This is a genomic window from Aeromonas salmonicida subsp. salmonicida (assembly GCF_001643305.1).
Taxonomy (GTDB): Bacteria; Pseudomonadota; Gammaproteobacteria; order Enterobacterales; family Aeromonadaceae; genus Aeromonas; species Aeromonas salmonicida.
In genome coordinates, this window is record NZ_LSGW01000044.1 from 24,808 (window position 1) to 46,798 (window position 21,991).

A 21,991-nucleotide genomic window follows, 5' to 3' on the forward strand; every position below is an offset into this window, starting at 1 on the left:
ACACCTTCACACAACTGTCTTTCCCAATCAGGCGGCCTGCCAACACAGGCCGCACAGGAGAAGAGCATGAATTCACGACGAGGGGGCGAACTGCGGCTCGACCCCATCACGGCGGCCGATCTGCCCCACATCTATCGCGGCCTGTCGGATCCAGAGGTCATCGCCCACTACGGCATCAGTTACGATAGCCTGACAGCCTGTGAGGCCCAGATGGCGTGGTACGCCGACCTGGTGCGTCAGGGCACTGGCGGCTGGTTTCTGATCCGCAGTCAGCACACAGACCTCCCCATGGGGGCCATCGGCTACAACGATGCCGATCCGCAGCACAGGAAGGCCGAGCTAGGTTATTGGCTCTATCCCGAGTACTGGGGCAAAGGGGTAATGGGCAGGGCCCTGCCCCTTTTTCTGACCCACTTCTATGGCACCACTACGCTGCACCGGCTGCAGGCCCTGGTGGAGGAGCCCAATGTCGCCTCCGCCCGCGTCCTGCTCGGCGCCGGATTTCGCTACGAGGGGACGGCGCGGGAGTGCGAATGGAAGGGGGGTCAGTTTATCTCCCTGCAACACTACGCTCTGCTGCGCAGCGACCAGCCAAGCGCCCGGTAACCAACACCCCTGATAGACAAAGAACCCCGCACTGCGGGGCTCTTTGTCGGGCTGGTTACTTGATGGCGCAGATATTCTCCGTGGCCCGGGTGCGGCGCAGATAGCGGCGCCACAGGGAGAAGAGGCCGTAACCTGCACTCAGCAATACGGCATAAAACACCTGGGAGGCGAGCGCCACCAGCACGGCGAGGCAGAGCAAGACACTCAATCCCGCCAGCCCCTTGCCCATGCCGCCGAGCAGGCGCCAGCCTGCCGCCATGCAGAGCAGGTAGACCAGCACGAAGTTGCCGTTGGCGTAGCGGATAAGCTCATCCAGTGGCAGCCGCAGCCAGAGGATCAAGGTGATGGAGACAAGGCAGATGGCGAGCACCCAGCACAGAGCATTGAGCGGCGCCCCCCGGGCCGAGAGACGAGCCAGCGAGGTGGGCAGCTTGCCCTCCCGCGCCATGCTCCAGATAAGGCGCGCAAACCCCTGCAGATAGATGTTGATGCTGGCAAAACAGGAGAGATAACCCAGGATTGCCACCAGCCACTTGGCGGTAGGGCCGAACAGCAGCGAGAGCAGGGCCGGAATGGCGGTGGCGTTTTTTGCCTCGTCGCCATAGAGCCCATATTTGAGCACCACCAGCGAGTGGACCCAATAAATGAGCCCCGCCAGCAAGACACCGCCGAGCAGGGCCAGCGGGTAGTCCCGCTCAGGTCGCTTGAACTCCTCCCCCATGTGGGCGAAAGCTTCGAGCCCCACGAAGCACCAGAACATCACCGCCAGCGCCGTGCCCATGGCGGGCCACTCAGCTGCCGTCGGCAGTGGCTGGGCAGCGTCGCGCCAGCTGAGATCCCCCTTGAACCAGATGAGCAGGGTCAGCCCCAATATGGCCAAGGCAATCAGCAGTTGCAGGTTGCCGGAGGAGCGCGCCCCCCGCAACCCCAGCAGGAATACCCCGAGCAGGGTCAGCAGCTGGATGGCCCACAGGGTCCACTCCCCCAGATCAAACAGCGCATGCCAGAAACCGGCGGCGATAGTAAGGGCCGCAGGCAACCCCACCGGCAGCACAGCCAGAAACAGGAAGGCGGAGAAGCGCTCGGCGCCGTTGCCAAAGGCAAGACCAATCAAGTGCGGCGCTCCGCCCGCATGGGGATAACGGCGCCCCAGCCGGGCGAAGGTGAAGGCGATGGGCAGCACCAGCACGATGAGCAACACCCAGGCCCAGAGCGAGGCCCCACCCGCCAGCGACGCCGCCGTCGCCGGCACCACGAAGATACCGGTACCCAGCAGTGAGGTGGCGAGCAGCCCCATTCCCTGCCAGAGCCCGAGATCCTTTTTCAAAGCAGACATATTCCTTTGTCCCGATTAATAAACACACATCGGGCCATGTTAGGCCGCAACCCCTTGCTTGTTAAGGACTATCCCTTGCTCAAACAAAAAAAGCCGCCTCTTGCGAGGCGGCTTCTTCATTCAACAGTGTAACCGGCGTTATCAGGCAATCAGCTTGTAGATGATACCGGACATGGCGATCAGGCCAATCAGGGTCACGAAGCCGTTGCTGATGTTGCCAGCGTATTTGCGCATGGCAGGTACCTTGGTGATGGCGTACATCGGCATCAGGAACAGCAGCATGGCGATGATGGGGCCGCCCAGGTCTTCGATCATGCCGAGGATGCTGGGGTTGACGGTAGCCACAGCCCAGGTGGTCAGTATCATGAAGACGGCAGTCACCTTGTCCAGTTGCTTGATGTCGACCTGCTTGCCTTTCTCGCGCAGCGCCTTGGCCATCAGACCGTTCATGCCCTCTTTGGCACCCAGATAGTGGCCGAGGAAGGACTTGCTGATGGCAACCATGGCGATCAGCGGAGCCGCTGTGGCAATGAAGGCGTTATCGAAATGGTTGGCCAGGTAGGACAGAATGGTGATGTTCTGTTCCTTGGCGGCAGCCAGATCAGCCGGGGAGAGGCTCAGTACGCAGCTGAACACGAAGAACATGACGGTCATGACCATCATGACGTGGGCACCCAGCAGTATGTTGCCGCACTTCTTCTCAGCACCGGCGCCGTAACGACCCTTGTTGTCCACCGCGAAGGAGGAGATGATCGGGGAGTGGTTGAAGGAGAACACCATCACAGGAATGGCCAGCCACAGGGTCTTGATGAAGTCGCCGTTGAAGGCATCGGACAGGGCCGGTGCTTCTGTGATGATGGCGCCGTTCCAGTGTGGAACCAGATAGAAGGCCAGGCCCATCAGGGTCAGCACGAACGGGAATACCAGCACGCTCATCGCCTTGACGATGAACTGGCCACCGAGGCGTACCACCGCCATCAGACCCAGGATCAGTGCCAGCGACAGGACGGCACGGGGTGGTGCTGTCATACCGAGTTGGTGAACCAGCAGGCTTTCAACCGTGTTGGTGATGGCGACCGAGTACATCAGTACTATGGGATAGATGGCAAAGAAGTAGAGCAGGGTGATGAACTTGCCTGCGGTCTTGCCAAAGTGCTCTTCCACCACTTCGGTGATGTCGCCATCACGGGTGGAGCCGGACAGTACGAAGCGAGTCAGACCACGGTGTGCAAAGAAGGTCAGCGGCAACGCCAGAATCGCCATGGCCACCAGCGGCCACAAACCACCTACGCCGGCGTTGATCGGCAGGAAGAGTACACCGGCACCGATGGCGGTACCGTACAAACCCAGCATCCAGACCAGATCGGCCTTGGTGTTGCCACGGGAAGACGCATTACTGGCTGCGCTGCCTTCTACTGCAATGTTCATGTCAGACATAGTGGTGTTCCTGTCATCAAGGAAAATAGAAAAAATCTAGTCAACCGGGCGCAATGCCCTGTCCCATTTCCCTGGAACTCCTGCCGTCCATCCCTGTTTTTTCTTCCCCCCAAACCCGGCAAGGTGGTCATTACTCCATGCAATAACCAAATTGCAACAAACAGGTCAGTGGGTCATCAGCCTGGGGCTGTCAGCGCGTCAACCGTTACAACTCGTTAACGCACCTTTGTTCTGATGGGCTGACTCTAATTAAATCCCCTTAACGATCACAGTGTTTTTTTGAATTAATCAACCAAAGTTTGATTGGAATCGCCTTTCTGGCGTCATGGATCACGTTATCAGCTCAACCTTGTGAACAACTGTTAACAAATACAGGTAGTTTCACCAGTATCTATATCCTTGTAGGTATAACAAACCGCTTACAGTTGGTCATTTATTGGCCAGGTTGTGCCTCGCCTTGCCCTGACGTACCCTGTTGTTCACCCTTTTTTTCCCTGAGTTGTCATGGTCATCACCCGTACCGATCTCGCCGAACTGGCGGTTTTTGCCGCCGTGGCCCGCCATCAGAGTTTCAGCAAGGCCGCTCTCGAACTCGGCGTCTCGGCCTCCGCCCTGAGCCACAGCCTGAAAGGGCTGGAGACCCGGCTCGGTGTCAGACTGCTCAATCGCAGCACACGCGCCGTGGTGCCGACCGATGTGGGTCAACGTCTGCTCGAGCAGTTGCTGCCGACCCTAAATACCCTGGAAGAGGCCCTCGACGAGCTGGCCCATCACAGCAATGAGCCTGTCGGGCGACTGAAAATAAGCGCACCAAGGGAGGCCATCAACGACTTGCTGGCCCCTGTGCTTATCGATTACATGGTGCGCTACCCGCGCATGCAGGTAGAGGTGGTGGAGCAGGAGCTGATGCCACGGCTTATCGAGGATGGCTATGACGCCGCCATCTTCTACGGTGATCTGCTGCCCAAGGAGATGATCGGTGTGCCACTGGGACCACACCAGCGTTATCTGGTAGTGGGCTCACCGGCCTATCTGAGCAAACACGGCACACCGCAACATCCCCGCGAGCTGTCGCGTCACGCCTGCATAGGTTATCGGTTGACACCTTCCCACCATTATCGCTGGGCGTTTACCGAGGGAAAGGGGAGCATGCTGGAAATCGAGGTGACTGGGCCGCTCACCACCAGCACGCCAGCCCTCTATCTTGGCGCTGCCGAGGCAGGGCTGGGATTGGCTTACTGTCCGGAAGAGGAGGTCAGCAAGCAGCTGGCAGAAGGGAAACTGTTGCGAGTGCTGGAGCCCTGGTGCCCAACCTTCGTGGGATTTTCACTCTTTTATCCAAGCCGTCATCAACTGGGTAAAGGTCTGCGCGCCCTGATCGACATGCTCAAGGCGCACTACCAAATCCGGTGATTACTGAATTTTACTCATCAATTCATCAATCTTAAGGCGGATTATCAACAAAAATGTATTAATTTAGACTGTCGGCTCGATAATCGAACTCCCCAAGAGAACAGATATGTCTGCCTACTTCACATTGCGCCAGCGGGCGATGACCCGCCGTTTCTGGGGCTATGCCCTCCCCTCCATCATGGCCATGCTGGTTTCCGGTGCCTACTACCTGGTCGATGGCATCTTCGTCGGTCACTACGTGGGCGCGGCGACCGCCATCTCCTTCCAGCAAGGGGCCAAGAACCTCAAGCTCGCCCGCCAGGCACTGGTCAATGCGCTCTGGCTGCTGGCCTTGCTCGGCACTCTGGCCCCCCTGCTGCTGCACCACTGGCACATCGATATCCTGCTGGCATTGGGAATCAAGCAAGGCACAGAGACCTGGAAACAGGCCAGTGACTACCTCTACTGGATTGGTGGCGGTACCCTGCTGCTGGCCAGCAACCTGGCGGTGCCCTATCTGCTGCGCAACGACGGCAAACCCAGGCTGGCCATGATCCTGGTCAGCGGGGGCGCAGTGCTGAACATCATTCTCAACTACATCATGGTCGGTCGGCTGGGGTTGGGACTGGTGGGCTCTGCCCAGGCGACACTCATGTCCGAGGGGGTCGTCAGCCTGCTGGGCCTGGGTTACTTCTTTACTTCCCATGCCAAACTGAATTTATCATGGCGCCATCTGGTGCCCAATTTTCCGGCCATGCCCAACCTGCTCTTTACCGGCCTGCCGAGCCTGATCGCCCAGTTCAACCTGGGACTGCTGCTGCTGCTGCACAACAGCCAGCTGATGGCGTATGGTACCATCAAGGATCTGGCCGGTTACACGGTAGCAGGCTACACGGAGGCAATATTCATCGTCATCCTGCAGGGACTGGCATTTGGCATCCAGCCTCTCGTCAGTCAGGCGGCGGGGGCCAAGCGCTACCGTGATCTGAAATTCCTGATGGAGATGGGGCTCAAGATCACGCTGGTCTATGGCATGGCAGTCTGGTTGCTGATCCAGCTGTTGCCGCGCCAGGTGGCCATGCTCTACACCGGCGGTCAGGATGCCGAGTTGCTTGCCGCCGCCGTCAGCAGCCTGACTCTCAACCTCAGCGCCATTCCGCTGGAAGGGATCATCATCTTTGGCATAGTGCTGCTGCAATCCATGGCTCGCACCAAGCAGGCACTGATCATATCGGCGGCCAAGACACTGCTGCTGCTGCCACTGATCTTCTTGCTGCCGATGCAGTGGGGACGCGAAGGTGTACTGCTCGCCCAGCCCACGACTGTGCTGCTGTTGACACTGCCGCTGTGCTGGCTGCTGTGGCGAGAGTGGCGTCGCCTCAAGCTGGCGTGCGCTCCTCAGGGCCTGCACCAGGCCACAGGGCTAACCGCTCGTCAGGCTCTGCGGCTGGCACGTCGCCCGAGCTAGACACAAGTAGCACGACTACGTGCTAAAGCCGGGTAGCCTGCTCACGCACCTGTGGCAACACCATCACCTGCTGGGCTGCCACCAATTGCAGCTCATAGGCTCCGGCGAGCCAGGTCTGTGCCATTACTGCATCGACGCTGGCGTTGGTACGCTCGAACGCCGCCACAGGCGTGAAACCTGCCAGCAGATTGGCCAGCATGGTGGCGCTCAGCAGATCACCGACTCCAATGGGATCGCGAGCAAAGGGATAGAGGGGGCGTGAGATATGAAACGCCCCCTCTTCGCATACCAGCAGCATTTCGAACCTGTCCATGGCAAACCCCGCCTTCCCGAGATACTTGACCATCACCAGCTTGACCCCCAGATCCCGCAGTTGCTGGCATGCTGCCAGAGCCTGGGGCACATTGCGGATCTCCCGCTCGGTCAGCTGTTCCAGCTCCAGCAGATTGGGGGCCAGCATATCGGCGCAGGCCAGCGCCCGGTTTTTGAGAAAATCGGCGACGCCGGGTGCCACTATGCATCCCTTGTCTGGGTGACCCATGACGGGGTCACAAAAATAGAGGGCGTTCGGGTTGAGCGCCTTGAGTCTGGCCACCGCTGCCAGTATCTCTTCCCCCTGCTCGGCCGAGCCGAGGTAACCGCTTAGCAGCGCATCGCACTGCCCCAGTACGCCTATGTCGGCCAGGCCGGTTATCAGTTGGCGGATATGGCCATCCGGCATCACCATCCCTTGCCACCCCTGACTGTATTGGGTGTGATTGGAAAACTGCACTGTGTTGACGGGCCACACTTCCATGCCCATGCGGCGCATAGGGAAGACGGCGGCACTGTTGCCGGCACAGCCAAAGACGACGTGGGATTGAATGGAGAGAATGCGCTTCATGACGACTCACAAAATGGATAAAAACCGCAGGGAAAAACGGGCCTTGCGGCCCGTTGTTGTCACTTTGATTAGCGCAGCACCTTGACGGTGTAGCTGCCATCGGCCTGACGATAGAGGCCGTGGATATCGGTCTCGAAGCCCGGGTAGTGGGCGCCGATCTCGCACAGCATCTCGAGGAACTCGAGCACCGGCAGGGAATCAGCCGTTACCATCTCGCCCGGCAGTACCAGGGGCACTCCCGGCGGGTACGGCAGTATCATGTTGGCGCTGATACGGTTCACCATCTCACGCAGCGGCACCTCTTCCAGATTGCCCGCCAGCTCCTGTTGCCAGGCGAGGTGCGGGGTCATCTTCATCTCCGGCAGCACGTCGAACGCCTTGAACATCAGCTCCGGCAGACGGTACTTGCAGGTCAGATCGTGGATGCTCTGGGCCAGCTCCTGGATCCGCATGCCTTCGTAGAAGCTCGGGTCTTCACGATAGAGACTCGGCAATATGCTCTTGATGGTCAGGTTCAGGTCATAGCCACGCTTGAACTCGGTCAGGGCGCGCAGCAGCTGCATCGCATTGGACTGATCGATCCCGATGGAGAAGAGGAACAGCAGGTTATAGGGACCTGTCTTCTCCACCACTATGCCGCGCTCGTCGAGGAACTTGGAGACCAGAGAGGCAGGCAGGCCACGCTCAAGCAGCTCTCCCTGACGGTTCATCCCCGGGGTCAGCAGCGTGACCTTGATGGGATCCAGGTACATGTGGTCATCGTCGATGCCGTTGAAACCGTGCCAGTCATCTTTGGGATCCAGCTTCCAGCACTCGACTGTGTCTATGTTGTCCGGCTGCCATACATCGAAGAACCAGCCTTCGCTCTGATCACGCAGCCGCTTGATCTCCTTGCGAAAGGAGACGGCGCGATCGATGGAGTCCTTGATCAGACGCTTGCCGCTGTTGCCCCGCATCATGGCGGCGGAGATCTCGGTGGACGCCACTATGCCGTATTGCGGCGACGTGGAGGTGTGCATCATGAAGGCTTCGTTGAAGGTCTCTTCCTCAACGTCACCCTTGATGTGGATCATCGAGGCTTGGGAGAAGGCCGCCAGCAGCTTGTGGGTGGACTGGGTTTCGTAGAACACCTTGCCCGGCATGGCGTCGCCACTCATGCCGCATTTGCCCTCATAGATGGGGCTGAAGTTGGTGTAAGGCACCCAGGCACTGTCGAAGTGGATGTAAGGGGTATCCAGACTCTCCTTGATGAAGCCGGTGTTGTAGAGCAGGCCGTCGTAGGTGGAGTTGGTGATCACGGCGTAACGGGGTGCCTGGGCACCCGGGGTGGCAGCAACCTTGGCCGCTATGGTCTCGCGGCTGAATTCGCTCTGCGGAATCCCCCCCAGAATGCCGTAGGCGTTGCGGGTCGGACGAAAATAGATAGGGGTCACGTCACTCATCATCATCAGGTGAGTGAGGGACTTGTGACAGTTGCGATCCACCAGCACTGTGCTGCCCGCCGGGGCGGAGAACATGCCGACAATCTTGTTGGCGGTGGAGGTGCCGTTGGTGACTATGTAGGAGCGGTCGGCATTGAAGGTACGGGCGATGTACTCCTCGGCCTCCTTGTGCGGGCCTGAGTGATCCAGCAGGGAACCCAGCTCCGGCATGGAGATGGAGACATCCGCCTTGAAGGCGTTGGGGCCGTAGAAGTCATAGAAGATGCTGCCGGCCGGGCTCATCTGGAAGGCGGTACCGCCCATGTGCCCCGGGGTACAGAAGGTGTACTTGCCCTCTTCCACATACTTGAACAGCGCCTTGGTGAAGGGCGGCAGTATGGCGTCCTGATACGCCTGAGTAGCCTGGCCCATCTTGAGGGCGATGTCGTCGGCCATGCCGAGACGGTACTCGAAGAAGTGGACGTTCAGACGCAGGTCGGTCAGGTGAATATCCAGGGTGGACTGGTCGTTGGCGAAGGCGAAGATCGGCAGCTTCTCGTTGCGATCGTGGATCTCCTTGCACAGACCCAGTGAATATTTGTCCCAGTCGAAGATGGCGCCGCAGACACGGGGGTTCTTCTCGATAAGCTTCAGCAGATCGGCTACATCGACCGGGTACACAACCTGAAAGCCTTTGCGCTCCAGGGAAGCTTGCAGCTGGCGAATGGGTTCTTCTTTGAAGAAAACGCCCAGGTGGTTGAGGATGGCAATGATATTCATATTGATGCTCCACACATGAAGGGGCGCTCTCCATCAGGGATGGTGAGTGAAGAGCGCGCGGAAGAAGAAAAGGGAATTAGTGGCTGGCTTGCTCTTTGAGCAGGGCGTCGTGTTGACGCAGCCCCTGTTTTTTGGCGTAGAACATCAGAATGATGAGCGACACCACGAAGGTGGCAGTGAGGTTTGACCCCTTGGCGCCCATCAGGGCCACCAGACAGAAGACACAGGCGACGCCGGAGAAAATCATGGTGCCTATGCTGCGGGAGGTCATGCCCTCGAAGCGAATGAGGTTAATGCTGGAGTAGAAGTAGGGCAGCATGGTCAGCAGCACAGCATCCGTGGTCAGCACGTTGAACAGATCGGCAGCGTGAGCGGACCGGGAGGTAAAGGCGGTCAGGCCAATCATCAGCGCAGTCATCTTGAGAGAGCCGAGGATCAGGCCCTTCTTGGCCACACCGTTCTTGTCCAGCTCACCGTAGATTTTCGGGAAGTTGCCGTCGTTGGCGGCACGCTTGCCCGCCTCGCCCACCAGCATCATCCAGGAGCCCAGCGAGGTGAAACAGGCCAAAGCGGTAAAGGCAGAGACGAACGGCGCAGACCAGTTGCCAAAGATGGCGGAGGAGGCCATGGCAAACGGTGCGCCGGAGGCCGCCACTTCACCGGCCGGGAACATGCCGCTGATCACCTGGGTAGAGAGGATGTAGATAACACCCGCGATACCTGTGCCCAGCATGGTAGCGAGGGGGACGGTGCGCTTGGGGTTCTTCACCATGCCGGAAGAGACGGCGGCGGATTCCACGCCGACGAAAGACCAGAGACAGATGAGCACGGCACTGATGACCGCATGCAGGTCGCTGCCGCTGGTGGTGTTCCAGTTCTGGCTGTAGACGCTGGTATCAAAATGCCCCCACCCCATCACGGCAGTACCCACCACAGGCAGCAGGATCAGCACCAGACCCAGAGTACAGAGTCGGCTCACCCAGCTACCGCCGAGCAGGTTGACGAAGGTGAAGATCCAGACCGCAGCTATGGTGGCGATGGCCGCCGGGATAGGGTTGTTGAGAATGGGGAAGAAGACCGACAGGTAGGAGACGCCGGTAATGGCGATGGCCAGGTTGCCGATCCAGTTGGCATGGTAATAGAGCACACCGGTCTGGAAACCGAACACGGGGGAGATCTCGCCAGCGTACGCAATGGGGCCACCCTCTTGCGGGTTCTTGGTGGCGAGACGGGCAAACACGAAGGCCAGGCCCATGGCACCCACCAGACAGATAGCCCAGCTGAAAATGGAAATGGAACCTATGGTAGCCAGTGCCGAAGGCAGCAGCGCTATGCCGCTCCCCATCATGTTGCCGGCCACCACACCAGTACAGGCGATAAGGCCAATCTTCTTGCTCGTATCTAGGGACATAAGATCTCCGGTTCTATAAAAGGTCGGGTCGTCACATACACATTTGGCGGAACGTCCCGCCAACGAATGGGCACAGACTAGGCCTCTCCTCCCCGGAAAACATAAGGACCCGCTAACGGATAAAAATATGAGCCAACTTTTTTCGCCGCCCCGTCGCTTTTGCTAAAAACCATTTAAAAACAGCAAATTGAAATCAAGCCACACCGCCATCTTGATAAAACCTTGATATCCGGCCACCCCGCTTTTGCCCCTTGATAACCCCCTTATCTCGCCGTCTTGATATTTTTCCGGGGATAAACCCGGGATAAAGAGGCTCCCATTGCGCCCCCTCCCCTTGCGGCCATCCGAAAGTCCATCGGACCATCACTCCAAGTGGCTACTCACCCCTGTTCGACCCTCCGCATCTCTCATCACCACCCCTGCTCAGAGGCAAACCTCAGCGGCAATACCCGGTTCCCGGTGACCGGCAGGCCATACCCGCACTCACAGTGGAATAGCGGCAGCGAGCAGTGCTCATGACGCAAAGCCGGACAAGCGCAAATGCGGCGAGCAAGTCAAACGCGGGTGACAATGAGCAGCGGGAGATAAATCGGGCTGAGCCAGACTGGCTATTCCCTTGGGCAGACAGACGGATTGACGCAGACAGAAACGACACAGGCCGCCCGAAGGCAGCCTGTGGATACGGCCGGCAACAGTGCCGACCGAGGGAAAACAAGCGCTTCGACGCTAGAAGAGCTTCACCTTGCTCTGGCTCAGCGCATTGAACAGGGCTGGGGTGAGGGTCTCCATATTGCTGTAGAAACCGAGCTGCTGGCAGAGCAGATAGGTCTGCTCGGTCGCCTCCATCAGGAAGGCCTGACTGTAGGCATCCCCCGCAGCCTCGGGGCGGCCATCCAGCTCCGCCAGCTTGCCCTGCAGTATGTAGTAGAGTACGGAGCGGCCACGACTCGCCGCCTGCGCCAGCAGCTGACTCGCCTGCTGCGGCTGGTTGTTGAGAATGGCTTGCAGGGTCAAGGCCTCCCACACCCGAGCGGGCACGACGACATCGCTTTGCACCACGCTGGCGAGATGAGTACCTATCCCCATCAGATGCTCACTCTCGGACTTGCCTGCCAGGGTTGCCAGCGCCTCCCCCGCCAGATAGCGCTCCGCCAGCAACAACGGCTGATCCGGCTGGACGAAAAGAGAGTTGTCGAGCAGCGCTATGCCACGCTTGAGGGCCACGGGATCCTGGCTGTTGATGTAGTACTGCGCCTCCATCATGGCCATCAGGGAAGTATCATCGGTGGGCCATCCCATGCCGGGCAAGACGTCCGGCTGATCGAGGGCCCGCAGCAGATCCTGACTGCTCGCCTGCAGCACAGCGTGTACCTTGTGACGGCTGAGCTGGTACTGGTGGCTGAACAGCACCCGATTGGTATTGATGTTGCGATACTCCAGATCCAGATAGGTGCCCCGCGGCTGGCGGGAGACCCGCACGCTCAGCTCCTTGCCGGGCAGGATGCCCCCCATCAGATTGGTGGCGCCGTACTGAACACGCAGCGGGGTAACCGCAGCCACCTCCCCCATCAGGGCACGAGTGATGCCATCGGCGAGGCGCACATTCTCGTTGTTGTCATCCATGCCGGAGTGAAAGCGAAACACCAGCAAATTGGGATCCAGCATGGTGTGGACCTGGGGGCTGGCGTGCTGATAGCTGAGCATGCTGACGATGGCAACCAGGATGACGGCCACGAAGATATCGAAGCTCACCATCTTCCAGCGGCTGCGGGCATCCTTGGCGTGAGCCGAGATGGCGCGGGTCAGGGGCCCGGCGGGAAAGGGGGCAGCATTGGGTAGTGCATCGTCATCGTCGGCCGTGGCGGGCGGGCTCAGATCGGAGAGGGTCGGATTGACCGCTGGCACGGGCTGCTCGTCCGCCATCAGCAGCGAAACCACCTGCAGCGGCCGCACCGATGCCACCAGCTTGTAGCCGCGCTTGGGCACGGTAACGATATAGTCGGTCGCATCAAAGCGACCATCTTTGAGGATCTTGCGCAACTCGAAGATGGACTGGGTGACCACCTGATCGGTCACCTCGGCGCCGTCCCACACCTCCTTGATCAGGGCATCGCGGCCAAACACTGTGCCCGTATGGCAGGCCAGAAACCGCAACAGATTGACCAGTCTGGGTTCAAGGTAGACCTCGCGGTCGGGGCGACACAGCATGTTGTCGTCAACCCTCAGGGTCCAGTCGTGGATCTCAAAAACCGATTCGCTCATGATTCACTCGCTGCAGATGGAGATAATGCACAATGAGAGTGACGCAAACCTGGACTGACTGAACGGAACAAGGCGCTGCCAGTGTGAGGTGGCAGAAAAAGGGAACCGGAGCAGTAAACATCGCTGTGAGTCAGTCTGGCCAGGCCATCCTGCATACGTCTGAAGAGCATCCTTGCGGGCATTCCAATCGGGTCGATCGGAAGGGGGACACTTTAAGTAAAACGGGAGCGGGATCCCACTTTTATTGGCCATTAACCACAGCTGAATTGATCCAACACAGGGGTTTTCGGCAAACGGGGGGAAGACTGATATCCATATGAACAGCACTTTCCCCGCGCCCAAAAAAGAAGGCCCCCGCATAAGCAGGGGCCTTTTGACGCCATTTATAGAAGCATGCCGGGCTTAGCAGTAGCCGTAGCCCATCAGGCGCTGGTAACGCTGCTCCAGCAGCTGATCGGTCTCGAGCGGACGCAGGGCATTCAGATCCTGCTTGAGGCGCTCCTTCAGACGCTGGGCCATCAGGGGCACATCGCGGTGGGCACCACCGAGCGGCTCTTCGACTATGGTGTCGATGAGCTTGAGCTCTTTCAGGCGCTGGGCCGTGATGCCCATGGCATCGGCTGCCACGGGCGCCTTGTCGGCGCTCTTCCACAGGATGGAGGCGCAGCCTTCCGGCGAGATGACGGAGTAGGTGGAGTACTGCAGCATGTTGACGCGATCACCCACACCAATGGCCAGGGCGCCACCCGAGCCGCCTTCACCGATCACGGTGCAGACCACGGGCACGGTCAGACCGGCCATCACTTTCAGGTTGCGGGCGATGGCTTCAGACTGACCACGCTCCTCGGCACCCACGCCTGGGTAAGCACCCGGGGTGTCGATGAAGGTGATGATCGGCATCTTGAAGCGCTCGGCCATCTCCATCAGACGCAGGGCCTTGCGATACCCTTCCGGGCGCGGCATGCCGAAGTTGCGCTTGATCTTCTCCTTGGTCTCACGACCCTTCTGCTGACCAATCACCATCACGGGCTCGCCGTCAAGACGGGCGATACCGCCGACGATGGCCTTGTCATCGGCATAGGCGCGATCGCCAGCCAGCTCGTCGAAGTCGGTGAAGATGTGCTCGATATAATCGAGGGTGTAAGGACGCTGAGGATGACGCGCCATCTGGGATACCTGCCAGGCACCCAGATCGCCGAAGATCTTCTTGGTCAGCTCTTCGTTTTTCTTCTCCAGCCGGCGAATGTCTTCATTGAGATCGACAGCACTGTTGTGCTCACTCACATGACGGAGTTCATCAATCTGCGCCTGCAACTCGGCAATCGGCTGTTCAAAATCCAGAAAAAGACTCATAGGGCCTATAGATCCTCTAATCAAAAACCAATTCAACCCGCTCTCGTCCCAGCAGGACACGCAAGTCATCTATCAGTTGATCGGTGGGCGTCACCCGCCACTCGGTACCGAGCGTCAGTCGCACCCGTGAGCCGGGGCGACGATAGTTTACCTGAACCGGACAGACTCCGGCACGGGCGGGTTCCAAAATCTCGCACAAACGCGGGAAAAAGCGATCATCAATCCGCTGTTCATCGAGGGAGATGCGGATTGCCCTGGCAAAACGCTCCCTCGCATCGTTGATATCCAGTAATTCACGGGCCGACATTTTAAGGCCACCGGAGAAGTCATCAAAGCTGACCTGTCCAGAAACCACCAAAATACGGTCTTTTTGCATCAATTCTTCATATTTTTCCAGCGCTTCACTGAACAGAGTCACATCCAGACGGCCGGATCTGTCGTCCAGGGTGAAGATCCCCATCTTGTTGCCACGCTTGGTCACCATGCTGCGGGCCGCGATCACCAGCCCCGCCGCCGTGGTAACCGTATCCCGGGAGGTGGGATGCAGATCGCACAGACGGCCGGACGTGTAGCGACGCAATTCGCCGCTGTACTGGTTGATGGGGTGGCCGGTCAGGTAAAGGCCGAGCGTCTCCCGCTCCCCTTCCAGCCACACCTTGTCAGGCCAGTGCGGCACGTTGGCGAACGCCTTCTTGACGTCGTCAATCTCCTGGGTCAAGACCCCGAACATGTCGACCTGACCCACGGCCTGTGCCTTGGCGTGCTGCTCGGCGGCGCGCATCGCCTCTTCCAGGGTCGCCATCAGGGCGGCGCGGTGAGGACCTAACCTGTCCATGGCGCCGGAGAGGATGAGTTTTTCCATCACCCGCTTGTTGATCTTCTTGATGTCGACCCGGTTGCAGAAGTCGAACAGATCGCGAAACGGACCGTCCTGATCCCGAGCGCTGAGAATGGCGTCGATAGGGCCTTCCCCCACTCCCTTCACAGCCCCTATGCCGTAGACGATGTGGCCATCTTCGTTGACGCTGAACCGGTAGCGACCGGTATTCACATCCGGCGGTATGACGGTGAGCCCCATGCGCTGACATTCGTCCACCAGGGTCACTATCTTGTCGGTGTTGTCCATATCGGCGGTCATGACCGCTGCCATGAACTCGGCCGGGAAGTGAGTCTTGAGCCAGAGGGTCTGGTAGGAGACCAGCGCATAGGCGGCGGAGTGGGATTTGTTGAAGCCGTAGCCCGCAAACTTCTCCACCAGATCGAAGATCTTCACCGCCAGTTCGCCGTCGATGCCGTTCTTGACCGCCCCTTCCTCAAACCCGGATCGCTGCTTGGCCATCTCGGCCGGGTTTTTCTTGCCCATGGCCCGGCGCAGCATGTCCGCCCCACCCAGGGTGTAACCCGCCAGCACCTGGGCTATCTGCATCACCTGCTCCTGATAGAGGATGATGCCGTAGGTGGGCTCCAGGATCGGTTTGAGACTCTCGTGTTGCCACTTCTCGTCCGGGTAGGAGATCGCCTCCTTGCCGTGCTTTCGCTCGATGAAGTTGTCCACCATGCCCGACTGGAGCGGGCCCGGACGGAACAGGGCCACCAGGGCGATCATGTCTTCGAAACAGTCAGGCTGCAGCCGTTTGATGAGATCCTTCATGCCGCGGGATTCGAGCTGGAATACCGCCGTGGTCTCGAACCGCTGCAACAGATCGAACGACTTCTTGTCGTGGATGGGGATGGCGGCGATGTCGACCGGCGGCTTGCCCTCTTTGGCAAGGCGCGGGTTTATCATGCCAAGCGCCCAGTCGATGATGGTCAGGGTACGCAGCCCCAGGAAGTCGAACTTCACCAGCCCGGCGTATTCCACGTCGTTCTTGTCGAACTGGGTGACAGGGTGATTGCCGGAGTCGTCGCAATAGAGCGGCGCAAAGTCGGTGATCTTGGTAGGCGCTATTACCACGCCACCGGCGTGTTTGCCGGCGTTGCGCACCACGCCTTCCAGCCGGCGTGCCATGTCGATGAGGTCCTTGACCTCCTCGTCCTGCTCGTAGAGCTCGGGCAGCTTGAGCTCGGCCTCGAACGCCTTGGCCAGGGTCATGCCCGGATCCGGCGGTATCAGCTTGGAGATGCGATCGACGAAACCATAGGCATGGCCCAGCACCCGCCCCACGTCCCGCACCACCGCCTTGGCCGCCATGCTGCCGAAGGTGATGATCTGCGACACCGCATCCCGGCCATACATGTCGGAGACGTGCTCGATCACCTCGTCCCGTCTGTCCATGCAGAAGTCGACGTCGAAGTCGGGCATGGAGACCCGCTCGGGGTTCAGGAAGCGTTCGAACAGCAGGTCAAATTCCAGCGGGTCGAGGTCGGTGATCTTGAGCGCGTAAGCCACCAGTGAACCCGCCCCCGAGCCCCGGCCCGGGCCAACGGGGATGCCGTTGTCCTTGGACCACTGGATAAACTCCATCACTATGAGGAAGTAACCCGGGAAGCCCATCTGGTTGATGACTTTCAGCTCGATCTCGAGGCGCTCGTCATACTCGCCGCGCTTGACGGCGCGCACGGCCGGATCCGGGAACAGGAAGGCGAGACGCTCTTCCAGGCCCTCTTTGGATTTGGCCACCAGAAAGTCTTCGGTGGTCATGTCGCCGGTCGGGAAATTGGGCAGGAAGTATTCACCCAGACGCACAGTCACGTTGCAGCGCTTGGCGATCTCCACCGTGTTTTCCAGCGCTTCGGGAATGTCGGCAAACAGCTCGGCCATCTCCTCCTGGCTGCGCAGGTACTGCTGCGGGCTGTAACGGCGCGGGCGACGCTTGTCCATCAGGGTGTAACCATCGTGGATGGCAACCCGGATCTCGTGGGCGTCGAAGTCCTCGGCGTTGAGGAACACCACCTCGTTGGTGGCCACCACCGGCAGCTCGAACTCGGTGGCAATGGCCACCGCCATGTGCAGGTAGACCTCTTCATCCGGTCGACCGGTACGCAGCAGCTCCAGGTAGTAGGCGTCGGGAAAGTGGGTCTGGTAGAAGGCGAGACACGACTCCGTCATCTGCCGGTTGCCCTTGAGCAGGAACTTGCCCACGTCCCCCTCTCGTCCACCCGAGAGCACTATGACCCCCTTGGCGTGATCGGTGAGCCACTCCTTGTCGATGACGGGACGTCCCTGCACATGGCCACGCTGATAACCGCGGGAGATGAGCAGGGTAATGTTCTGGTAGCCATCGTTGTCCATGGCCAGCAGGGTGAGGCGGAATTGCTCGTCCCCCAGCTCACTGCTTTGCACCCAGAAGTCGGCCCCGACGATGGGCTTGATGCCCTTGCCGTGGGCGGCGCCATAGAAGCGCACCAGACCGCACATGTTCATCTGGTCGGTCAGGGCCAGCGCCGGCATGTTGTTGGCTGCCGCGGCTCCGACGATGGGATTGATCTTCTGCAGACCATCGACCATGGAGAAATCGGAGTGGACGCGCAGGTGGATAAAACGGGGTTCAGCCATCGTCATACCCTCTCGTTGCTCAAACAGAAATGCATTGGCTATTCGATCCCAAGTGCATGGCGCACCGGCTTGAAACTCTTGCGATAGGCGGGCAAGGGCCCGCGCTCGGCCAGAATGGCGAGGTGCTCAGGGGTCGGATAGCCCTTGTGACGGGCGAAACCATATTCGGGATGACGGCTGTCCAGCTCGGTCATCTCCGCATCGCGAGTCACCTTGGCCAGAATCGAGGCGGCGCTGATGGCAGCCACCAGACTGTCACCCTTGACCACGGCGCGCGCTTCCATCGGCAAGCTTGGACAACGGTTGCCGTCGATAAAGACCAGCTCAGGGGTGATGGACAAGCCCGCCACGGCGCGCTGCATCGCCAGCATGGTGGCGTGCAGTATGTTGAGCTCGTCTATCTCTTCGGGACTGGCACGGCCGATGGCCCAGGCGAGCGCCTTCTGCTTGATCTCGTCAAACAGCGCCAGACGCTTCTTCTCGGAGAGCTTCTTGGAATCGGCGAGCCCGGTGATCGGGTTGGCCGGATCCAGGATCACGGCGGCGGTGACCACATCACCCACCAGGGGGCCACGACCCACCTCGTCCACCCCGGCAACCAGCTTGTCTTCGGGAATATCGATCATCATCTTGCAGCCTTGAATCAAAACAGGCCCCGCAGGGCCTGACATGGGGTAGATGAGCGCAGCGCTATCGGCCACCCTGCCTGTTATCTGCCGAGCAGTTCGGCCACCGCATCCGCGGCCTGCACGTCGGCGTTGCAGCGAATGCTCTGGTGCAGCCGGGTGAAAGTGGCGATGAGTTCACGGTTGTCGTGTTCCAGCAACTTGCTGACTTCATCCACCAGATTGTCCGGGGTGCACTCGTGCTGAATAAGCTCGGGCACCAGCATCTGATCGGCCAGCAGATTGGGTAGTGACACATAGGCGGTCTTCACCAGCCGCTGAGCCAGCCAATAGCTGAACGGTTTGAGCTTGTAGCCCACCACCATGGGCTTTTTCACCAGCATGGCTTCCAGCGCAGCGGTACCTGAGGCAAGCAGCACGGCATCGGCAGCTATCATGGCTTCGCGCCCCTGGCCTTCCAGCAACACCATGTCGAGATCCGGCGCCAGCTCGGCCTTGATGGCCATAAACTGCGCCCGTCGCGCCTCGTTGACCAGCGGCACGATAAAGCCGAGATCCGGATAACGTACCGTCAGCCGCTTGCAGGCCTCGAGAAATACCGGTGACATGAAGCCCACCTCAGCGGTGCGACTGCCGGGTAACACGGCCAGCCAGCGTCGACCCGGGTCAATGCCCAGCGCCTGGCGCACGGCAGCCTGGTCCGGTTCGAGCGGGATCGCATCGGCCATGGTGTGACCCACGAACCGGCAAGGGGCAGCAAAGCGATCGTAGAAGGCTTTCTCGAACGGCAGGAAGGCGAGCACCATGTCGGTGGCGGCCTTGATCTTGTGAATGCGGTTCTGACGCCAGGCCCAGACAGAGGGACTGACATAGTGAACCGTCTTGATACCGGCGCGGCGCAGCTTCAGCTCCACCCCGATATTGAAATCCGGTGCATCCACTCCGACGAAGATGTCAGGCGGATTGGCAATGAAATGGCGCAGCAGTTCACGGCGAACCTTGAGGATGCGCGGCAGACGGCCCAGCACCTCAGTGATCCCCATGACGGAAAGCTCTTCCATCTCGAACAGGGCCTTGACGCCGAGGGCCTGCATGCGTGGCCCGGCGATCCCTTCAAACTGCGCATCCGGATAACGGCGCTGCAGCTCGCGCACCAGGCCAGCGGCCAGGATGTCGCCGGAGGTCTCTCCGGCGACGATACCGATGCGAACGGGATCAGGCACGGATGATCCCGCGCTCATTGTCCTTGAGGAAATCCACGTAGAGCTGGACGGCCGGTTCGGTGGCCGCCATCTCTGTCAGCACGGGCAACACCTCTTCGACTGTCTTGCCGGAGCGGAAGATCTCTTTGTAGGCACGCTTGACGGCGGAGATGGCTTCAGCGCTGAAACCACGGCGACGAAGGCCTTCGGAGTTGACCCCGAACGGCTTGGCGTAATTGCCAGCGGCCATCACGTAGGGCGGCACATCCTTGTTCAGGGCGGCGCAGCCACCGATGAAGGCGTGGGAGCCAACGCGACCGAACTGGTGGATCGCGGAGAGACCGCCGAAGATCACGAAGTCACCGATCACCACGTGGCCCGCCAGGGTCGCGTTGTTGGCGAAGATGCAGTTGTCACCGATGATGCAATCATGGGCAACGTGCACGTTGACCATGAAGAGGTTGCCGCTGCCCACCTTGGTCAGGGATTGATCCTGGATAGTGCCGCGGTGCACAGTGCAGTTCTCGCGAAAGACGTTGTTGTCGCCAATCTCGAGGAAGGTGCGCTCGCCGGCGTACTTCTTGTCCTGGCAATCCTCACCGATGGAGGTGTGCTGGAAGATCTTGTTGCCACGGCCCAGTTTGGCCGGCCCCTTGATCACCACATGGGAACCTACCCAGGTGTTGTCGCCGATTTCCACCTCGGCGCCGATGACAGAAAAGGGGCCGATTTCAACCCCTTTACCAATCACCGCAGACTCATGGACGATGGCAGTATCGTGAATGATGGCAGTCTGGTCGATCACGTGTATTAAACCTCGCGTTTGGCGCACATCAGCTCGGCGGTACAAACCACTTCACCGTTGACCGTGGCCACACCGGTGAACTTGGCAATACCGCGACGCTCTTTCAGGAACTCCACGTCGAGCACCAGCTGATCGCCAGGGCCAACAGGACGCTTGAAACGAGCGTTGTCGATGGAGGCAAAGTAATAGAGTTCGTTGGGAGACGGCTTGCCCACCATGGTAAAGGCCAGGATACCGGTGGCCTGCGCCATGGCTTCCAGGATCAGTACGCCGGGAAACACCGGCTTGGCCGGGAAATGTCCCTGGAAGATCGGCTCGTTGAACGAGACATTCTTGATGGCACGCAAGGTTTTGCGCTCATCGCTGATCTCGTAATCGTCGACCCGATCCACCATCAGGAACGGATAACGGTGGGGCAGCAGATCCATGATTTCCTGGATGCCCAGGCTCTTCTTTTCAGTAGTCAAAACAGTACCCTATACCAATCGTGATTATTCTTGATCCAGCTTCTTCTCAAGCTTGCTCAACCGCTTGTGCATCTCTTCGATACGCATCACCCGGGCGGCGGTCTTGCGCCACTCTTTATTGGTTTGCAGAGGGATGCCGGAAGAGTAGACACCGGGCTCGGTAATGGGTCGCATCACCATGGCCATGCCGGTGACGGTGGCCTGGTCGCAGATCTCCATGTGCCCGTTAAAGACGGAGGCGCCGCCAATGATACAGTATTTGCCGACCTTGAGACTACCAGCCATCACGGTGGAGCCTGCAACGGCGGTGCCGTAGCCGATCTCGACGTTGTGGGCGATCTGGCACTGGTTGTCGATGATGACGTTATCCGCGATGCGGGTATCTTCCAGCGCGCCGCGGTCTATGGTGGTGCAGGCACCAATCTCGACCCGGTTGCCGATGGTCACGCCACCGAGCTGGGGGATCTTGATCCACTCGCCACGCTCATTGGCATAACCGAACCCATCGGCCCCGATCACTGTGCCAGATTGAACCAGACAGTCGGAACCCATGGTGATGTTGTGATACAGGGTGACGTTGGCCCACAACCGGGAGCGCGCTCCCAGTCGGGTATTCTTGCCAACAAAACAGCCAGGGCCTATGCGTACGTCATCCCCCAGCACGACGCCGGATTCGATCACTGCATTGGCCCCGATTGCCACTCTCTCGCCCAGTTGCACGTCAGCCGCAATGACGGCGCTCGGATGGATATCCGTAGCCGGCTGCGGTGTGGTGTCCAGCAGTTGGGCTACCCGGGCAAACCCCACATAGGGGTCTTTGAGTACCAGGGCATTGGTGGGACAAAATGGCAGATCCGCTTCTGTAATGAGCACGGCCGAGGCCTTGCTCTGCTCCAGATAATGCCGGTACTTTTTATTGGACAGGAAGGTGATATCCCCCTCCCCGGCCTTTTCCAGTGTCGCTACCTTGCGGATTTCCAGGGTTCCGTCGCCATGGATCTCGGCCCCCAGTTGCTGGGCCAGCTGTGCGAGAGTGAATGCCATCA

The 21,991-nt window shown here is 59.6% G+C and carries 16 protein-coding genes; 3 read left to right on the forward strand and 13 right to left on the reverse strand.

Annotation, left to right across the window (positions count from 1 at the left end; all coding sequences use genetic code 11):
* The first annotated feature begins 66 nt into the window (after positions 1 to 66).
* Positions 67 to 606 (forward strand): GNAT family N-acetyltransferase, encoded by a 540-nt coding sequence (locus tag AXW79_RS03655; protein ID WP_005312112.1) that lies wholly within the window; start codon positions 67 to 69, stop codon positions 604 to 606.
* A 55-nt stretch (positions 607 to 661) separates the two neighbouring features.
* Here AXW79_RS03655 and yjeH read toward each other — a convergent pair whose 3' ends face one another.
* The gene (gene yjeH / locus AXW79_RS03660) at positions 662 to 1,942 is read right to left on the reverse strand and encodes an L-methionine/branched-chain amino acid transporter (protein WP_011898989.1); all 1,281 of its coding nucleotides are present in this window, start codon (positions 1,940 to 1,942) and stop codon (positions 662 to 664) included.
* Between the two features lie 141 nt (positions 1,943 to 2,083).
* Entirely contained in the window at positions 2,084 to 3,379 is a 1,296-nt protein-coding gene (locus AXW79_RS03665; RefSeq protein WP_005312109.1) for an HAAAP family serine/threonine permease, read from the reverse strand.
* A gap of 504 nt (positions 3,380 to 3,883) precedes the next feature.
* Between AXW79_RS03665 and AXW79_RS03670 the strand changes: the two genes are divergently transcribed.
* Together AXW79_RS03670 and AXW79_RS03675 are read left to right on the forward strand one after the other, a co-directional pair.
* On the forward strand, positions 3,884 to 4,792 hold the full coding sequence (locus tag AXW79_RS03670) for a LysR family transcriptional regulator (protein ID WP_005312107.1): 909 nt from the start codon (positions 3,884 to 3,886) through the stop codon (positions 4,790 to 4,792).
* 106 nt (positions 4,793 to 4,898) lie between these two features.
* Positions 4,899 to 6,239, forward strand: a complete 1,341-nt coding sequence (locus AXW79_RS03675) for an MATE family efflux transporter (protein WP_005312105.1) — start codon at positions 4,899 to 4,901, stop codon at positions 6,237 to 6,239.
* Positions 6,240 to 6,261: 22 nt separating this feature from the next.
* Here the strand turns inward: AXW79_RS03675 and pdxY are convergent, their stop codons facing one another.
* The 11 genes from pdxY to lpxD all read right to left on the reverse strand — a co-directional run bounded on the left by pdxY (position 6,262) and on the right by lpxD (position 21,989).
* A complete protein-coding gene (pdxY, locus tag AXW79_RS03680) occupies positions 6,262 to 7,122 on the reverse strand; it encodes a pyridoxal kinase PdxY (RefSeq protein WP_005312103.1) in 861 nt (286 codons plus the stop codon).
* 68 nt (positions 7,123 to 7,190) lie between these two features.
* A complete protein-coding gene (locus AXW79_RS03685; protein WP_005312101.1) occupies positions 7,191 to 9,323 on the reverse strand; it encodes a lysine decarboxylase CadA in 2,133 nt (710 codons plus the stop codon).
* Positions 9,324 to 9,399: 76 nt separating this feature from the next.
* On the reverse strand, positions 9,400 to 10,734 hold the full coding sequence (gene cadB / locus AXW79_RS03690) for a cadaverine/lysine antiporter (protein ID WP_005312099.1): 1,335 nt from the start codon (positions 10,732 to 10,734) through the stop codon (positions 9,400 to 9,402).
* A 726-nt stretch (positions 10,735 to 11,460) separates the two neighbouring features.
* Positions 11,461 to 12,996, reverse strand: a complete 1,536-nt coding sequence (gene cadC, locus AXW79_RS03695) for a lysine decarboxylation/transport transcriptional activator CadC (protein WP_005312097.1) — start codon at positions 12,994 to 12,996, stop codon at positions 11,461 to 11,463.
* 402 nt (positions 12,997 to 13,398) lie between these two features.
* Complete coding sequence (accA, locus tag AXW79_RS03700) at positions 13,399 to 14,349, reverse strand: acetyl-CoA carboxylase carboxyl transferase subunit alpha (protein WP_005312096.1); 951 nt, start codon at positions 14,347 to 14,349, stop codon at positions 13,399 to 13,401.
* A 16-nt stretch (positions 14,350 to 14,365) separates the two neighbouring features.
* Entirely contained in the window at positions 14,366 to 17,845 is a 3,480-nt protein-coding gene (dnaE, locus tag AXW79_RS03705) for a DNA polymerase III subunit alpha (protein WP_005312095.1), read from the reverse strand.
* Positions 17,846 to 17,883: 38 nt separating this feature from the next.
* A complete protein-coding gene (gene rnhB / locus AXW79_RS03710; protein ID WP_005312094.1) occupies positions 17,884 to 18,474 on the reverse strand; it encodes a ribonuclease HII in 591 nt (196 codons plus the stop codon).
* A gap of 80 nt (positions 18,475 to 18,554) precedes the next feature.
* Positions 18,555 to 19,694, reverse strand: coding sequence for a lipid-A-disaccharide synthase (gene lpxB, locus AXW79_RS03715; protein ID WP_005312093.1), 1,140 nt, complete (start codon positions 19,692 to 19,694; stop codon positions 18,555 to 18,557).
* Positions 19,687 to 20,478: an acyl-ACP--UDP-N-acetylglucosamine O-acyltransferase gene (lpxA, locus tag AXW79_RS03720; RefSeq protein WP_005312092.1), complete on the reverse strand. Its 792-nt coding sequence runs from the start codon at positions 20,476 to 20,478 to the stop codon at positions 19,687 to 19,689. Before lpxA ends, lpxB begins: the two co-directional genes overlap by 8 nt.
* A gap of 5 nt (positions 20,479 to 20,483) precedes the next feature.
* Positions 20,484 to 20,945, reverse strand: a complete 462-nt coding sequence (gene fabZ, locus AXW79_RS03725) for a 3-hydroxyacyl-ACP dehydratase FabZ (protein WP_005312091.1) — start codon at positions 20,943 to 20,945, stop codon at positions 20,484 to 20,486.
* A 24-nt stretch (positions 20,946 to 20,969) separates the two neighbouring features.
* Positions 20,970 to 21,989 (reverse strand): UDP-3-O-(3-hydroxymyristoyl)glucosamine N-acyltransferase, encoded by a 1,020-nt coding sequence (gene lpxD / locus AXW79_RS03730; protein ID WP_042467152.1) that lies wholly within the window; start codon positions 21,987 to 21,989, stop codon positions 20,970 to 20,972.
* Between the last annotated feature and the right edge of the window lie 2 nt (positions 21,990 to 21,991).

What these genes read in the sequence shown, in the direction of transcription:
- AXW79_RS03670 (WP_005312107.1), top strand. Translation starts at nt 3,884, where the DNA reads ATGGTCATCACCCGTACCGATCTCGCCGAACTGGCGGTTTTTGCCGCC.
- yjeH (WP_011898989.1), bottom strand. Translation starts at nt 1,942, where the DNA reads ATGTCTGCTTTGAAAAAGGATCTCGGGCTCTGGCAGGGAATGGGGCTG.
- AXW79_RS03675 (WP_005312105.1), top strand. Translation starts at nt 4,899, where the DNA reads ATGTCTGCCTACTTCACATTGCGCCAGCGGGCGATGACCCGCCGTTTC.
- AXW79_RS03655 (WP_005312112.1), top strand. Translation starts at nt 67, where the DNA reads ATGAATTCACGACGAGGGGGCGAACTGCGGCTCGACCCCATCACGGCG.
- cadC (WP_005312097.1), bottom strand. Translation starts at nt 12,996, where the DNA reads ATGAGCGAATCGGTTTTTGAGATCCACGACTGGACCCTGAGGGTTGAC.
- accA (WP_005312096.1), bottom strand. Translation starts at nt 14,349, where the DNA reads ATGAGTCTTTTTCTGGATTTTGAACAGCCGATTGCCGAGTTGCAGGCG.
- AXW79_RS03665 (WP_005312109.1), bottom strand. Translation starts at nt 3,379, where the DNA reads ATGTCTGACATGAACATTGCAGTAGAAGGCAGCGCAGCCAGTAATGCG.
- rnhB (WP_005312094.1), bottom strand. Translation starts at nt 18,474, where the DNA reads ATGATGATCGATATTCCCGAAGACAAGCTGGTTGCCGGGGTGGACGAG.
- cadB (WP_005312099.1), bottom strand. Translation starts at nt 10,734, where the DNA reads ATGTCCCTAGATACGAGCAAGAAGATTGGCCTTATCGCCTGTACTGGT.
- AXW79_RS03685 (WP_005312101.1), bottom strand. Translation starts at nt 9,323, where the DNA reads ATGAATATCATTGCCATCCTCAACCACCTGGGCGTTTTCTTCAAAGAA.
- pdxY (WP_005312103.1), bottom strand. Translation starts at nt 7,122, where the DNA reads ATGAAGCGCATTCTCTCCATTCAATCCCACGTCGTCTTTGGCTGTGCC.
- lpxD (WP_042467152.1), bottom strand. Translation starts at nt 21,989, where the DNA reads ATGGCATTCACTCTCGCACAGCTGGCCCAGCAACTGGGGGCCGAGATC.
- dnaE (WP_005312095.1), bottom strand. Translation starts at nt 17,845, where the DNA reads ATGGCTGAACCCCGTTTTATCCACCTGCGCGTCCACTCCGATTTCTCC.